This is a genomic window from Halochromatium roseum (assembly GCF_016653315.1).
In the GTDB taxonomy this organism is placed as follows: Bacteria; Pseudomonadota; Gammaproteobacteria; order Chromatiales; family Chromatiaceae; genus Lamprobacter; species Lamprobacter roseus.
Genome location: NZ_NHSH01000066.1, coordinates 1 through 15519 on the forward strand (window position 1 = coordinate 1; position 15519 = coordinate 15519).

At 59.4% G+C, this 15519-nt stretch carries 14 protein-coding genes and 2 rRNA genes; 9 read left to right on the plus strand and 7 right to left on the minus strand.

Going from position 1 to position 15519, the window contains the following annotated elements:
- Both CCR96_RS17885 and rrf read left to right on the plus strand, forming a co-directional pair.
- A 23S ribosomal RNA gene (locus tag CCR96_RS17885) occupies positions 1–78 on the plus strand; the annotation flags it as partial.
- Between the two features lie 104 nt (positions 79–182).
- A 5S ribosomal RNA gene (gene rrf / locus CCR96_RS17890) occupies positions 183–298 on the plus strand.
- A 238-nt stretch (positions 299–536) separates the two neighbouring features.
- Here rrf and CCR96_RS17895 read toward each other — a convergent pair.
- Complete coding sequence (locus CCR96_RS17895) at positions 537–2603, minus strand: M3 family metallopeptidase (protein WP_201221849.1); 2067 nt, start codon at positions 2601–2603, stop codon at positions 537–539.
- Positions 2604–2708: 105 nt separating this feature from the next.
- Positions 2709–3152: a CNP1-like family protein gene (locus tag CCR96_RS17900; protein WP_242519185.1), complete on the minus strand. Its 444-nt coding sequence runs from the start codon at positions 3150–3152 to the stop codon at positions 2709–2711.
- Positions 3153–3416: 264 nt separating this feature from the next.
- Between CCR96_RS17900 and CCR96_RS17905 the strand changes: the two genes are divergently transcribed.
- The 4 genes from CCR96_RS17905 (at position 3417) to CCR96_RS17920 (ending at position 6936) form a co-directional block, all read left to right on the plus strand.
- Positions 3417–3956: a gamma carbonic anhydrase family protein gene (locus tag CCR96_RS17905; protein ID WP_201221853.1), complete on the plus strand. Its 540-nt coding sequence runs from the start codon at positions 3417–3419 to the stop codon at positions 3954–3956.
- A gap of 465 nt (positions 3957–4421) precedes the next feature.
- Positions 4422–5045, plus strand: coding sequence for an SCO family protein (locus CCR96_RS17910; protein ID WP_201221855.1), 624 nt, complete (start codon positions 4422–4424; stop codon positions 5043–5045).
- A gap of 159 nt (positions 5046–5204) precedes the next feature.
- Positions 5205–5948, plus strand: coding sequence for a c-type cytochrome (locus CCR96_RS17915; RefSeq protein WP_338035908.1), 744 nt, complete (start codon positions 5205–5207; stop codon positions 5946–5948).
- A gap of 178 nt (positions 5949–6126) precedes the next feature.
- Complete coding sequence (locus CCR96_RS17920; protein ID WP_201221857.1) at positions 6127–6936, plus strand: endonuclease/exonuclease/phosphatase family protein; 810 nt, start codon at positions 6127–6129, stop codon at positions 6934–6936.
- Between the two features lie 74 nt (positions 6937–7010).
- On the opposite strand, the gene CCR96_RS17925 is transcribed toward CCR96_RS17920, so the two are convergent.
- Entirely contained in the window at positions 7011–7619 is a 609-nt protein-coding gene (locus CCR96_RS17925; RefSeq protein WP_201221859.1) for a hypothetical protein, read from the minus strand.
- Positions 7620–7795: 176 nt separating this feature from the next.
- Between CCR96_RS17925 and CCR96_RS17930 the strand changes: the two genes are divergently transcribed.
- Positions 7796–8509 carry a class I SAM-dependent methyltransferase gene (locus tag CCR96_RS17930; protein ID WP_242519186.1) on the plus strand — a complete coding sequence of 238 codons (714 nt, stop codon included), beginning with the start codon at positions 7796–7798 and terminating at the stop codon, positions 8507–8509.
- A gap of 277 nt (positions 8510–8786) precedes the next feature.
- Here CCR96_RS17930 and CCR96_RS17935 read toward each other — a convergent pair whose 3' ends face one another.
- The gene (locus CCR96_RS17935) at positions 8787–9425 is read right to left on the minus strand and encodes a BMC domain-containing protein (protein ID WP_200247361.1); all 639 of its coding nucleotides are present in this window, start codon (positions 9423–9425) and stop codon (positions 8787–8789) included.
- A gap of 56 nt (positions 9426–9481) precedes the next feature.
- Between CCR96_RS17935 and CCR96_RS17940 the strand changes: the two genes are divergently transcribed.
- Positions 9482–9634: a hypothetical protein gene (locus CCR96_RS17940; protein ID WP_201221861.1), complete on the plus strand. Its 153-nt coding sequence runs from the start codon at positions 9482–9484 to the stop codon at positions 9632–9634.
- 573 nt (positions 9635–10207) lie between these two features.
- Here the strand turns inward: CCR96_RS17940 and tadA are convergent.
- The 3 genes from tadA to guaB form a co-directional block, all read right to left on the minus strand.
- On the minus strand, positions 10208–10639 hold the full coding sequence (gene tadA, locus CCR96_RS17945; RefSeq protein WP_201221863.1) for a tRNA adenosine(34) deaminase TadA: 432 nt from the start codon (positions 10637–10639) through the stop codon (positions 10208–10210).
- 83 nt (positions 10640–10722) lie between these two features.
- A complete protein-coding gene (gene guaA, locus CCR96_RS17950; protein WP_201221865.1) occupies positions 10723–12297 on the minus strand; it encodes a glutamine-hydrolyzing GMP synthase in 1575 nt (524 codons plus the stop codon).
- 137 nt (positions 12298–12434) lie between these two features.
- Positions 12435–13901 (minus strand): IMP dehydrogenase, encoded by a 1467-nt coding sequence (gene guaB / locus CCR96_RS17955; protein ID WP_201221867.1) that lies wholly within the window; start codon positions 13899–13901, stop codon positions 12435–12437.
- A gap of 233 nt (positions 13902–14134) precedes the next feature.
- On the opposite strand from guaB, the gene xseA reads away from it, so the two are divergent.
- Positions 14135–15511 carry an exodeoxyribonuclease VII large subunit gene (gene xseA / locus CCR96_RS17960; protein ID WP_201221869.1) on the plus strand — a complete coding sequence of 459 codons (1377 nt, stop codon included), beginning with the start codon at positions 14135–14137 and terminating at the stop codon, positions 15509–15511.
- The last annotated feature ends 8 nt before the right edge of the window (positions 15512–15519 follow it).

The following is a 15519-nucleotide window of genomic DNA, read 5'->3' on the forward strand; positions in this document are numbered from 1 at the left end:
CGACGTTGATAGGCAGGGTGTGGAAGCTGGGTAACCAGTGAAGCTAACCTGTACTAATTGACCGTGTGGCTTGACCATATAACACCCAAACATTTTGGACTGCTGAGCGCACGCCGCTCGCACCTCCTCGATCTCACCGAACAACAGGCCATCGGCTCAATACCCGATGTGTCTCCGCTTTTCCTGGCGACCACAGAGCACTGGAACCACCTGATCCCATACCGAACTCAGCAGTGAAACGGTGCATCGCCGATGATAGTGTGGGGCCTCCCCATGCGAAAGTAGGTCATCGCCAGGGTTTATTTTGCCATATTGGCTAAAAAACCCACTCATAAATTTTATGAGTGGGTTTTTTTATTTTTTGCTGATTTAATCAGATGGTAAATTGTCCATGGCTTTTTTGCGGTAAGGCGTTCAGGATATCAATAAACATATTTCAAGGGCGTCACTAGGCTTTAGATTATCTCAGTACTCTACCTGAGCCCAGTGGCTATGGAGCCACTGGTAAAATCTTTACCGACGTTATAGCAATCTGCCTAGACTGTGAGTTCCGCGTTTTGCTTTATCTCATTGCTAATAATGCCGGTGTGCCGAAGGAGTGCATCAATGGTGGGCTCACGGCCGCGAAAGCCGATATAGAGTTCCATGAGGTCGGCGGAGCCGCCGCGTTCGAGGATGTGCTCGCGGAATGCCCGTCCGCTCTGCACATCGAGTATGCCACGCTCTTCGAATAGTGAGAAAGCGTCCGCGGCCAACAGTTCTGCCCATTTATAGCTGTAATAGCCAGCAGCGTAGCCACCGGCAAAGATGTGTGAAAAGCCGTGAGCGAAGCGATTGAAGGCTGGCGGCTGGATCGGTGATAACTTGCTTCTGACCTCAGCCAAGATCTCCGAGAAGCGGCTCCCTGTTTCTGGTGCATACTCGAGATGGAGGCGGAAGTCGAACAGGGCGAATTCTAGCTGCCGCACCGTTTGCATGGCGGACTGAAAGTTGCGGGCCGATCGCATGCGCCGATAAAGCGCTTCAGGTAGTTGTTGCCCGGTCTCCCAATGGGTCGCAAAGAGATCCAATGCTTCGCGCTCCCAACACCAATTTTCGAGAAATTGACTTGGCAGCTCGACTGCATCCCAGGGTACGCCGTTGATACCGGCCACAGCCGGATAGTCGACGCGAGTCAGCATATGATGCAAACCATGCCCAAACTCATGGAATAGGGTCTGCACTTCGTCATGCGTCAGAAGGGTAGGCTGGCCATTCACGGCAGGGGTAAAATTGCAGACCAGGTAGGCAATTGGGAGCTGATGTTGATGTTTGCTCATCAGTCGATTGGTACAGACATCCATCCATGCCCCGCCGCGCTTTTTTTGCCTCGCGAATGGGTCAAGATAGAACTGCGCAATCTGTTCACCATTGCCATTGGTGATGTGATAAAAGCTAACGTCTGGATGCCAGACTTCGGCTTCGCCTGGTGTCGGCTTGATATGGACATCGAATAGGCGTTCCGCAATCTGGAACATGCCTTGGAGAACCTGATCCAATGCAAAATAGGGTTTTAGTTCTTCGTCGCTAATGGCGTATTGAGACTGTCGCAGTCGCTCAGACCAGTAGGCGACGTCCCATGCTTCGAGCTGCTCAGGGCCGCCGTTGGCGCGAGCGAATGCTTGGAGGCTATCCATTTCGCGGCGTGCTTGCGGCGCAGAGCGTTGTGCGAGGTCCTCGAGGAAGGCCATGACCTCTGTGGTGCTCCGAGCCATTTTGGGTTCGAGTGATACCTCAGCGAAGTTGTCGAATCCCAGCAGTTTCGCTTGCTCATGGCGCAGTGCAAGCAGCGCCTCGATGACCTCGGTGTTGTCCCAGCGCCCAGCGTTCGGCCCCTGATCTGAGGCACGAGTTGAGTAGGCTTCGTACAGCTCCCGCCTGATCTCGCGATTGTGCGCGTACTTCATCACTGGAAGGTAAGATGGGAGATCCAGGGTCAGCACCCAGCCCTTCAGATCACGTTCTTCCGCCAAGTGCTTGGCCAGCCCGATAGCAGATTCAGGCAGGCCGTCGAGTGTGTCGAGGTTGGTGAGGTGCTTATGCCATGCATGGGTGGCATCAAGCAGGTTCTCCTCGTATTTGGCGCTGAGACGAGATAATTCTCGGTTGATCTCTTTAAAACGTGCCTTAGACTCCGGCGGCAGATCGACGCCTGCGAGGTGCATGTCCCTGAGCGCGTTCGTGAGCATCTTACGCTGTGCTGGATCTAGGTCGTCGGTCTCCAAGACCTGCTTGTAGCCATAATAAATGGACTCGTTATGGCCCATTTCGGTGGCGTACTCGCTGAGCTTGGGGAGGCAGGCGTTATAGGCTACCCGTAACTCGTCGGAACTCATGACGGCGTTGAGATGGCTGATGGGCGACCAGGCGCGCGCAAGTCGGTCGTCTTCTTCTTCGATCGGTTGGACGAATGAGTCCCAGGTTGCCGGGGTCGTGTCCGCGGTGAGGCGCTGGACCAGACGCCTGCCATCGCTGATGCGTTGCTCGATCGCGGGTTCGACATGCTCCGGTCTGATTGCGTTGAAGATAGGATGAGGTAGGTCGTTAAGGAGCGGATTTGGCATAGGGTCCTAGCAGGGTTAGCGGGCGCGTTTCTGCGCCATGTGTAGTGCCTGAGATGCCGGTTCCTGGCCGCTGTTTCAAACCGGTTCAAACCGGCCTGATTCGGCCTAGTTTGTGAGAAAGCCACTGTTTTCGATCTCTGGCACCCGTCCAGTGCGCAACATCCGAAGCTGATCTCGCTTTGGTCGGGGTTTGAATAGCCGAGGTACGCACAGGTAGTGCCGCCAGAGTTCTTTGCGTGCGGTATCGCTTGCCGATACTCCGATTGGCTGCCAGTCGTCTCCGCCGGTCGCGAGCTTGAAAGTCCCGCTGTGACCGAAGGCATAGATGCGGTAAGCGCCGTTGGGCGTGCAACGAATGCCCTCGAAGGTGACGTTACGTGCGCCGCCGCTCGCTTCAGCGACGATGGTATAGCGAACCACGCCGTCGCGACCGGTTGCGAGGCTGGCACGATCGATCGAGTAGGTGAAAAGCGCATCGGCGCGGTCCAGGCGGATCTCAATGAGATTCACATCCTTCGGCCATGCTGGCAAGCTCACAGCCCCTTCCATCCATTTAGCTCCGGGTTTGATGCTTTTCGGGACGACCTCTTCGGGCCCGAAGACAAAAGGTGACTCGGCACTCGCAGGGGAGACCATCGTCGATAAAAGGAGGCACATGGCCAGGCTAGACAACCGCATCTTCAGCACCGGTTCGCGGGTTGCTTCATTGTGGCCAACAGCATATCAAAGCGCCTACAGAACCACAGCAGCGGGCTGGGGTCGTGGTAGCATCTCGGTCAGTATCGATCAGCCTAGAGGAATCAGGATAGCGCGATGAACAACGTCAGGAGTTATCAGGGGCTCGAGCCGCGTATTGCGGCTGATGCCTGGATTGACGAGACCGCTGTTGTCATCGGTAATGTCGAGATTCAGCCGCAGGCCTCGGTTTGGCCGACTGCAGTACTGCGTGGCGACATCCACCGCATCTTCATCGGCGCTGGCAGTAACGTTCAGGATGGCTCGGTGCTCCACGTCTCGCACGACAGTCGTTTTCTACCTGGTGGTGCGCCGACAATAGTCCACGAGCGCGTCACCATTGGACACCAAGCGACCTTACACGGCTGCGAAGTGCATGATCACTGTTTGATCGGTATTGGCGCCAGGGTGCTGGATCGGGCCGTCTTGCGTCCTCGACTGATGCTGGCAGCCGGCGCGGTCGTGCCGCCCGGCAAGGTCTTGCAAAGCGGCTTTATGTACATCGGGGCCCCAGCCAAGCCGGCTCGGACGTTGACCGACCTTGAGTTCGAGTATCTGGACTACGCGGCTCAGCACTACATTGAGCTGGCGGTCAGGCATCGTGCGACAGCTCTCTGAGCTTATAGAGTGCATCGCCACCTCGGGCGATGAAGCGCTTCGCTTGTTTCACGGTCACCCTGGCTCTAGCGAAGGTTCCGTGCTGGGCAGCTCGGGCTGTGGCTATTTGCGCATCCTCATGGTGCCGCTGGGGCGAAATAGGGAAACTGCTCAGCTTAGCAACTGTCCATCAACGACTTGCCGATTTGAGGGGCCATGATGGGCGATTATCGGGAAGCAGAAAATGGGCAGCCACTTAGGTTTAGCCTGTTCGAGTCGGGCAGGTGATCGCTAAGCAATCTCTCCATCCTCAGGGATGGAACGATACGTTAAGCGCGATTACGTGAATCTTGAGCGATTTATCAACCGCTTATCAACGCTTTGCCAACCTTGGTGGCGCGGTAGCATTCGGGTTAGTTCGTTGCAATCGTTGCTCCCGTTTGGGTCCACCCGTTTGAGTCCACGAGCCCATATCCGAACCGCGCGATGTCGAAATCGATCCCTTTTATCGTAATCATGCTCCTAGGCAGCCTGTTGCTTTGGTTGTGGCTTGTCTGGGAGCCTGCTCCAGTCGGCAAGATGGGCCATAGTCCGCTGGAGCTGGAGGCTCGTCCGCTCGGGGGGGATTTTAAGTTGAGTTCGGCTGAGGGACCAGTCAAGCTATCGGATTTCAAGGGTCAGGTGGTCCTTCTCTACTTTGGCTATACCTTCTGCCCAGACATTTGCCCGACCAATCTGGCCATCATCGCGCTCGCACTGCGGGGGCTGGATGCTGACGAGCTCGACCAAGTGCAGGTACTCTTCGTTAGCGTCGATCCTGAACGGGATACCCCAGAGCGCCTCGCTGATTACGTCCAGTATTTTCACCCGAGCATGCTTGGACTGACTGGGTCGGCACAGGAGCTGGCTGCTGCCGCTCAGCAGTACGGTGCGGCTTACCAACGAAGTGATGCAGGCGGCTCGGCGATGGAATACACGCTCGACCATTCAGCTTATACCTACGTGATCGATCAATCCGGTCGCTTGGATGAGGTGCTCGACCATGCGACGCCGGCTGAAGAGATCGGCGCGATCTTGCGTCGTCACCTTGGCGAGACCAACCAAAGCTAGGTTGCAACCCACGTGATGATTGCAGTCTATGTCGAGGCTGAGACCGCCGCCTGCTCGCGAGTTCTGCTCGCAGCTTTGTAGGAACTTCTCTGACGGCAGGTCGTCTCTAGCCTGCACAGGCATCGAGCCCGGGCGTCCGGGTTGATGCGTTGACCTAAATTGTTAATTTCTGATATATATACCTGGATTTGCATGGTCAAGGCTCAAGCCGGTGGCCCGCCATCCACGAATATCGACGCAACGGTAGTGACTATGAAGACATCGCTGATCGCCGGAATCTTTTCCTCCACCATGCTTACGCTGGTCGGCATCAATGCCGTATCTGCGAGCGAGCTATCGACCGATATCGGCGGCGATGTGCAGAAAGGGAAAGAGAAGGCTGGCCAAATTTGTCAGGCCTGTCATGGTCTTGATGGTAATGGTATCCCGGGCCAGCCGGTCTGGCCGAAGCTCGCCGGTCAGCATCCGCGATACATCTACAAACAGCTACAGAACTTTAAGAACGGCGATCGCTGGAACGCGCAGATGTCGCCGATGGCGATGCCTCTGAGCGATGAAGAGATGCGCAATATGGCCGCCTACTATTCGAGTCTGCCTCAATCTGGCGGTACCGCCGAAGAGGAACTGGTGGCGAAGGGTGAACGCATCTATCGCGCTGGGAACGCGGCGACCGGCGTCCCTGCCTGCTCTGGCTGCCACGGCCCAGCAGGGCTTGGCAGTAATCTTGCTCGGTTTCCGCGGATTGCTGGCCAGTACTCGGAATATACCGCCCAAACGCTTGGTTACTTCCGGAGCGCAGAGCGGGCTAATGATCCCAATGGGATGATGCGCGGGGTCGCTGCAAATCTGAAGGACGACGAGATCGAGGCGGTGGCTGCCTATATCGAAGGGCTCAGCCAGTAGCTGAGCACATCAATCAAGCTGTTGCTGGTCTAGACTCACTATCTGGCTTTCGCCATAGGCGAGGTTGGCGTTCATCGCCAGCCTCGCACTGTCCACCTGATCTGCGCATCATGCTTGGCGACGACTTGGCCTTGAAACTGCTGGGCCTAGAATCATTGCGGGGCCGCACGAGGGCACAGTGAATAGCCTCCGCCTGCTCACCTATAACATCCAGGCGGGCATCGAATCGCGGCGCTATCGCGACTATTTCGCCAACAGTTGGAAACATCTGATTCCGCATGCGGCGCGGCAACGCAATCTCGCAAGCATCGGCGCTCTACTACAAGGCTTTGACATTATCGGGCTCCAAGAGGTCGATGCCGGAAGTCTGCGGAGCGCTTATATCGATCAGGCGAAGTATCTTGCGCAGGAAGCTGGTTACCCCTACTGGATGTCGCAGGTCAACCGTGAGCTTGGCCATCTCGCTCGGCATAGCAATGGACTCCTGAGTCGAATCCGTCCGGGAGCCGTGACCGAGCACAAGCTACCTGGACTCCCCGGCCGTGGCGCCATGGTGGTCGAATTCCCAACCAACGCCAACGAGCCGTTCGCAGTCTGTGTGCTCCATCTCGCCCTTGGGCGTCGAGCTCAGCGCCGCCAGCTCGATTATTTGGTCGATATTGCTCGAAACTACCGAATGATCGTCCTGATGGGCGATTTCAACTGCGGATGCGGATCTCGACTGTTGCGCGCTGCGATCGCTGCAGCAGGTCTGCGCGGCCTCGACTGCGAGCTGAAGACCTTTCCGAGCTGGCGTCCGGAGCGTAACCTCGATCACATTCTAGTTTCGCCGCATTTGCGCATTAATGCTGCGCGTGTTCTCGACTACGCGTTGTCAGATCATCTTCCAATCAGCATGGAGGTCGAACTTCCGGACGGCGTCGATCTGCAAGCGCCCGAAGCGGGAGCTGTGGCTGCGTTGCGATCTGGCCTCGCGACAGAAGCTTGATCATGCTGGGGGGCAGACGGGTTTCCGGCACATTGCCGCCATCCTTCGACAGTTCGGTTGCAGTGCTCTTCGGCCTAACCTGTGTCGGACTCATCCTGGACATAAAAGTACCGCCAGGGACCCAATTCGATCTGCTCAAACAGTTTGAAGAGGGCGGGTAACGGCCGACCCTCGCCCGGGAAGACCGGTTCAAGATTAACGAAGAGACGTCCGCCACCGCCTTGGCGCCCCCAGTCCCAGGACCAGCTCGGTGCGTCAGCGCCACAGCTGGTGCAATGCAGTATCGGCGGTTCGCCATTGACGGTCTGGTCAATCTGTTGCTGCCAGTCTACTAAAGGGCGTCGACACTGAGCGCAGCGAGGTGGGCGGGTATTGCGGCCAAGACGCAACCTTGGCGTATCGAATGGCCCATCGATATCGATTGTGAGCCCCGGACCTTTATCTGGCCCCTGGCCGAGCTGCACGGCGCAGCCCGTAAAGCCGAAGTACTCGAACAAACGCTCGCCTGGCGCGAACCGTATGGTGCTCGCCGGCGATGCTGTCGCGATCAGACCGCCATCGAGCAGCTGTGCGGCCAGGCTTTGGCTGGGGGCTGCAGCTAGCGGGTCTTCTGGGCTCAATAGCAGCCTGCCGTTATGGAGGCGTAGGTCTGTTGCCGGTCTCGCTGTACTGATACTGATCATCAGAATCCATGACTCCTAAGCGATTATTTCAATCGTGCGCGAGAGGATGAAACCCAGAACGAGCCTAACCGGTCAAAGAGCATTAACGCTTGTTTGCTCTGCTGGTTAGTCCTGCTCGTTAGTCCTGCTCGTTAGTCCTGCTCGTTAGTCCTGCTCGTTAGTCCCCTGATAGAGAGATGCTGCTTGCCATGTCGCATGTTGCTCGCCCCAGGCTTGTCGTCACAATTGCCGTCCTTGCCGCTGCAATGGTGTTACCAGCACTTGGTGCGACGACGACCGCCCCTGCTGTTGAGCCTGAAATCAACCAGCATTATTTGGACGCCGACCCGGAGCGCTGGAAGGCTGTCTTCGAACGTGAGGGCCGAGAGTTGTACGATCGCCGCGCGCAGATTGTTGATGCACTGCAGCTGCAACCCGGTGATTCAGTCGCCGATATTGGGGCTGGCACCGGGCTCTTCACGATGCTGTTCGCCGAACGCGTCGGTCCCGCCGGTCGCGTATACGCCGTCGATATCTCGCCATCATTTATCGATGCGATCGCCGTGCGGGCGAACGCTCTCGGGCTCGGAAACGTGGTGCCTATCGTCAATTCGCAGCAGACGGTTGACTTGCCGCCGGACAGCGTTGATCTGGTCTTCATCGCCGACACCTATCATCACTTCGAGTATCCGCAGTTGATGCTCGACTCGATTCGCTCTGCGCTGCGTCCCAATGGACGCCTGGCGCTGATCGACTTTCGGCGGATGCCTGGCTTGAGTTCGAGTTGGGTCATGGGTCATGTGCGCGCTGGTCGGGTCCAGGTGATCGACGAACTCGAGGCGGCGGGATTCAAATTGGTTAAGGAGCCCCTGGCACTCCAGGGCAACTACTTCCTGCTGTTTCGTAAGTAAAAACGGGTGGGGGATGGCGGCCGGTATAGCAAAAAACAGGGCATGGTGACGATCTGTGCTGTTAAGACGCGCCTGCTGCTGCTTAGTGGCTGTCAATTTTCTACTTCCAGATAATCGCTCAACCATGGCCCTCAAATCGGCAAGAGGTTGATGAACAGTTTCTTAGAACTGGTTCAAAAACAACACGAGCAGTTGGTTGGTCGGTCGGGCTAATCCTTGGAACCGCTGCACTTGCTTCACCCCGCCTGTGTAGGTCGTTTTGCAGCCAGGCCTAGCATCAGAATTGTGTCGCGCTTGGTCGCTCAGCCCCAGACAACGCCTTAACGGCATTGACCGCCGCATGGCCGGCAGTGTCGATGTCGGCCTCTTTACCGGAGAGGGTCAGGCGGCCGAACGCGCCGACCGCGCGAACGTCGATTAAGGTGATATTGGCCGCTTTCTCGGCCTCATTCGCGGCGTAGACGATGTAACCCGCGGGCTCGGTCTCCAAGATGAACATGCTTTGTCCGGGCAGGATCATCGAACCGCGCCGGTTCTGGCGGTTGATCAAGACGGTGTGATCTGGCGTCATTGCGCGGATCACCTCGTTCCAAGCGATTCGGCACTTTTGCCGGTCATCTTCGCGCGCCCGCAGCGTACGTAGTACGGCGTTACCGGCCTCGAGGACGTCACTCTGATCGCGCTGATGGATGACCATCGAGCCGAATGCGCGCTCCACAACCTGCTGTCCGAGATGAACGCGGGTTGCCTTGAGTGCGACATCGGTGAGCCGATGCACGGCCATGCCTGGTGAGACTTCGATCCACATACAGGCATCGCCGGGTACCGGCAAAAAGCCCTGGGACACCGTGCCGAGGTATTCGGCAAGCTGCGGCTGTAGGGAGTCGATGTAGATATAGGTGCGAAGCTTGATCATGCGGTCCCTTCCGGGGCTTGAGTGAGTCGTTCCAGCTTGTTCTGCAGGAGTGCAATATGGCGGTGAAGCTGGTAGAGCTGGTCGGAGTAGCCCAGCGATACATCAACCTGTGCGACGTCCCTCTCGATCATGTTGATTGCTGCGTACAGCTTTTGCAGGCGCCTGGCGTCGAGCTGGGCGACGTCGAGGGCGAGATCGAAGCTCTTTAGGTTCTTGTACCCGTGCAGGATGCGCCCGCGAATCCGTCAGCGATAGGCTGGGGGCAGCACTTTCGAGAGTGGCAGCAGCAGCGCAAGCAACCGCACCTGCATGATCTTGATACCTAGATTCCACATCGCGCTCCGGCTGCAACATCAGCGCCAGATTATCCACCGAGCCCTCGTCTCGATCAGCTCGATGCCGTTTCTCGCCAGGATCGTCTGATCACGCTTCGCGTACTGATAGTGGGTCCCTTCTCGTAGGCCCCTTCTGGATGATCGGTTGCCATCCTGATCTGGCGGCGATGCTGGTTTGACGAGCGGCATCGACTGCTGATCTCGGTACCCATCGTCAAGGTTGACCGCAGCAGAGACTAAACCCCTAATGATACCGCAATTTCCATACGAGGGCCGTGGCTGAGGCAGTGCAAGGTGCGCCAAACGCTGACCTGGAGGTCAACGCGTCTGACGTAAACAGTATGAACGGCCGGCAACATTGGCTGAACCTTCACGGCACGTGACCAACCCTGTGCCTCTGCAGCTAGCATCGCTGATCGAGGGGAGCCGCTTGTTGCTGAGCCTTGTTTAACGTCGGGCGCGGAAGAATGCGCGCAGGAGTTCGCTCGAGGTTTCAGCGAGCACACCACCGGTGCAGAGGGTGCGGTGATTGAAGCGGCCATCTGACGGCAGGAGATCGAACACCGAGCCGCAGGCGCCGCCCTTGGGGTCGCTGGCGCCGTAGATGAGGTGCCTGATGCGAGCCTGGACGATGGCTGAGGCACACATCGGGCAGGGCTCTAGGGTCACATAGAGGTCCGCTCCCGGTAGCCGATAGTTCTCAGCGAGTCGGGCTGCCGCACGTAATGCCTGGATCTCGGCATGGGCGGTCGGGTCGTGGCTCGCGATGGGCTGGTTCCAGCCTTCGCCGATGATCTCACCGTCGCGGACGACCAGTGCGCCAACCGGAACCTCGCCCTCCTCGGAGGCCCGTTCAGCGAGCTCGAGGGCACGCTGCATCCAATGTTCATGCGGCGGCTGGCACCCATGATCGTCGGTCGGTGAAACTGCGCCGCCCGTGGTTGGCATCGAGAACGCTTGGCTCACTCCCACTCGATCGTGCCCGGCGGTTTGCCGGTCACATCATAAACGACGCGGGAGACACCAGGTACCTCATTCACAATCCGGGTGCTGACCCGTTCGAGGAAGTCATAGGGCAGATGCGCCCAACGCGCCGTCATGAAGTCCACCGTCTCGACTGCCCGCAGTGCAATCACATGTTCGTAGCAGCGGTTGTCGCCAACCACGCCGACCGAGCGGACCGGTAGGAACACCGCAAAGGCCTGCGAGATCCGATCATAAAGCTCGGCGCTGCGCAGCTCTTCAATGAAAAGATGGTCGGCGAGCCGCAGTGTATCGGCAGAGTCCTTCTGCACCTCGCCCAGGATGCGCACGCCGAGGCCGGGGCCGGGGAAGGGATGGCGGTAGACCATCTCAGCGGGCAGGCCGAGCTCGATGCCAATGCGCCGCACCTCGTCCTTGAACAGCTCGCGCAGCGGCTCGACCAGTCTTAGACGCATGCGCTCCGGCAGCCCGCCAACGTTGTGATGCGATTTAATCACCTTGGCCTTGCCGGTCTTGGCGCCGGCGGACTCGATCACATCCGGATAGATTGTCCCCTGCGCGAGCCATTTGACGCCGGGGAGCTTGGCCGCCTCGGCCTCGAAGACATCGATGAAGGTATTACCAATGCGTTTGCGTTTTGCCTCTGGATCGCTGACGCCCGCGAGCTGTTCGAGGAACTGGGCCTCGGCGTCGACCCGCAGCACGCGCACCCCCATATGACGTGCGAAGGTGGCCATCACCTGATCGCCTTCGCCATGGCGCAGCAGTCCATTGTCGACAAAGACGCAGGTCAGGCGATCGCCGATGGCGCGATGGAGCAGCGCTGCGACCACCGATGAATCGACACCGCCGGACAGGCCGAGCAATACCTCGTCATCTCCGGTCTGGGCGCGGATGGCGCTGATCGCGTCCTCGATGATGTTGGACGGCGTCCACAGCCGGCCGCAGCCGCAGATCTCGTGGCAAAAGCGCTCGATGATGCGTTGGCCCTGACGCGTATGGGTGACTTCCGGGTGGAACTGGATGCCATAGAATCGACGCGCCTCGTCAGCAATACCGGCCAGCGGTGCGTTGGTGGTCGTGGCGATGACCGAGAAGCCATCCGGCACGCACTCAACGCGATCGCCATGGCTCATCCAGACATCAAGCAGTCCATAGCCTTCTAAGCTGGTCTGGTCTTCGATATCGCGTAGCAGCCGTGAATGACCACGGGCACGCACCTGCGCATAGCCATACTCACGCTGCTGTGCTGGGGCGACCTCGCCACCGAGTTGAGCGGCCATGGTTTGCATGCCGTAACAGATGCCGAGCACCGGCACACCGAGTTCGAAGATCAAGTCCGCCGCCCGCGGCGTCTCCTGTGCATGCGCGGATTGCGGACCCCCAGAGAGGATAATCCCGGCGGGTTTGAAGTCACGGATCGCCTCTGGCGGCATATCCCAGGGATGCAGCTCGCAATAGACACCGGCCTCGCGCACCCGGCGCGCGATCAGCTGAGTGTACTGGGAGCCGAAATCGAGGATCAGAAGACGGTCGGCGTGGATGTTAGACATGAGGGTCTCGAGTGGCCCAAAGGAGCGGGCGGCCGAATGCGCGTTAATCTCGTTTCCGGTGATCGGGTCGTCACCGGATCAATGGAGGGCGAAAGCCGGAAGGCCAACCGTTGTCGTGCTAGCCATCTCCGGCAGGTTCAGCTATCAATGCGGTAGTTCGGCGCCTCTTTAGTAATTTGCACATCGTGCACATGCGATTCGCGCATGCCCGCGGCACTGACGCGCACGAACATCGGCTTGGTGCGCATCTCCTCGATGGTTCGGCAGCCGGTGTAGCCCATGCTCGAGGCCAGTCCACCAATCAATTGAGTGGTTACATTGAGCACGCTGCCTTTGTACGGCACGCGCCCCTCGATGCCCTCCGGCACCAGCTTCTCCTTATCGGTCTGCTCCTGGAAGTAGCGATCACTGGAGCCATCCTTTTGGCCCATGGCGGCAATCGAACCCATGCCGCGATACGATTTATACGAACGGCCCTGATAGATCTCGACCTCGCCAGGCGCTTCGTCGGTGCCGGCGAAGAGCCCGCCGACCATGACGCTATGGGCGCCCGCGGCGATCACCTTGGCGACATCGCCCGAGTAGCGCAGCCCACCGTCGGCGATCAGTGGCACTCCGGTACCTTCGAGTGCTCCGGTCACGTTGCTGACTGCCGTGATCTGTGGCACGCCAACCCCAGCGACGATGCGCGTGGTGCAGATTGACCCTGGGCCAATGCCAACCTTAACGGCGTCAGCGCCAGCCTCGACCAAGGCGGTTGCGGCAGCGGCTGTCGCAATGTTGCCGCCGATCACCTGTACATCCGGAAAATGCTGCTTGATCCAGCGCACGCGATCCAAGACTCCCTGCGAATGACCATGGGCGGTGTCGACCACCAGCACATCGACGCCAGCCTCGACCAGCGCGGTTACGCGTTCGTCGGTCCCCTTTCCGACGGCGACCGCAGCGCCGACTCGCAGACGCTCATGCGAATCACGCGAGGCCTTCGGGAAGTCGGTTGCCTTCTGGATATCCTTCACCGTGATCAGCCCGCGCAGCTCGAAGGCATCGTTGACCACCAGCAGCTTTTCGATCCGATGCTGATGCAGCAACGCCACTACCTCGTCGCGGCTGGCGCCCTCTTTGACGGTGACCAGACGCTCGCGCGGCGTCATAATGGCGGAGACAGGGGCATCCATCCGGCGCTCGAAGCGCAGATCACGACCGGTGACGATACCGGCCAGCCGACTCCCTTCAGTCACCGGAACGCCAGAGATGTTGTGCGCGCGGGTCAGCGCCAGCACCTCGCCGATACTCAGATCCGGCGAGACCGTGATCGGGTCGCGTATGATGCCGCTTTCGTACTTCTTGACCGCCAGTACCTCGCGCGCTTGGCGCTCGACGGACATATTCTTGTGCACGATGCCAATGCCGCCCTCGAGCGCCATGGCAATCGCGAGTCGCGATTCGGTCACGGTATCCATTGCCGCCGAGACCAACGGGATCTTCAGCTCGATCTCGCGCGTGAGCAGGGTGCTGAGATCGACCGCGTTTGGGGTGACAGTCGAATGCGCTGGGACGAGCAGCACGTCGTCGAAGGTCAGGGCTTCCTCGATCAAGCGCATGGTAAAACCTCGATGCGTCAGCTGGAACGGTGACCGCTGGCAGCGGTACATTCCGAAAAGTTAACCTCTTATCATAGGAATTCAACCAGGTATCGGCAACCACATCGCGCAAGCGATGCGTCAGTCCGGTGCTGCGATCGCGCCTTTGTCATCTCGCCTTGGCGAGCTCGTTGTCGCAATCAGATCCTTTCGCTGTCGTCCATATTGAACGAGTCCTTGCAGTTCAGACTTCAATGCCAACGCCCCTAGCGCCGCCCATTATCGACTATACGCGCGATATCTATACCGTCTCGCGCCTCAATGCCGAAGTGCGCGCGGTCCTCGATGGCAGCTTCCCGCTGCTCTGGGTGCAGGGCGAGCTCTCCAACCTCTCGCAGCCGGCCTCTGGCCACCTCTACTTCAGCCTCAAGGATGGCGCCTCGCAGGTGCGCTGCGCAATGTTCAAGGGCAAGCGCCGGTTGCTCAGCTTGCGCCCAGCCAATGGCCAGCAACTCTTGGTCCGGGCACGCGTTGGGCTTTACGAGCCGCGCGGTGACTATCAGCTGCTCGTCGAGCAGATGGAGCCCGCTGGCGATGGCGCCCTGCGCTTGGCGCTCGAGCAGCTCAAGCGCCGCCTCGCCGCCGAGGGCCTCTTCGCCGAAGAGCGCAAGCGACCGCTGCCGGCCTATCCGCGCCAGGTTGGGCTGATCACCTCGGCCAGTGGCGCTGCCGTGCATGATCTGCTGACGGTGCTCGGTCGGCGCTTCCCGCTGCTGCCAGTGCTGATCTACCCCAGCGCGGTCCAAGGCGCAGCGGCAGCGGAGGCATTGATTGCGGCGATCGAGCTGGCCAATCGGCGCCGAGACTGCGATCTACTGATCTTGGCGCGTGGTGGCGGGTCGCTTGAGGATCTGATGGCGTTTAACGATGAGGCGTTGGCGCGTGCGATAGTTGCTTCGCAGCTGCCGATCGTCACCGGGATCGGTCATGAGGTCGATTTCAGTCTCGCCGATCTGGTGGCTGACCAGCGTGGCGCGACGCCCTCCGCGGCGGCTGAACTGGTGGCGCCTGACCGCGGTCAGGCACAGCAACACCGGCAGACGCTCGAGTTACGGCTTGTGGCCGCGCTGCGGCGCGCGCTGGCAACGGCGAGCCAGCGCCTAACAGCACTTGAGCGTCATCTGCAGCTGCTGCATCCGCGCTCCCGTCTCGAGCAGCGGCTGCAGCGCGTCGACGAGTTGCGGGGCCGTCTCGAGCGCGCCATCGCGCGGCGCCTGGTGGATGCGAGGGCGCGCTTGGATCGATCGCAGCGGCGCCTGCGGCTGAGTTCGCCAGTGCATCGGCTGCGCCATGATGCCGACCGCCTGGCGCTCGCCCAAGAGCGCCTCTTCCATGCCGGCGCGAGCATGCTGGAGCGACGCCGCGAACGCTTGGCGATGCTTGCTGCTGGACTCCAAGCGCGCAGTCCGCTGGCCACCCTGGCGCGGGGCTATGCGATCGTGACCGACGCGACGGACAGCTTGGTCTATCGGCCGCAACAAGTCGCGCCTGGCGCTCAGATTCGCATTCGGGTTTCGGAAGGCAGTTTTGAGGCCCGGGTCACAGCCTCAGCGGCTGCTTCTGAGACCTAAGGCGACTT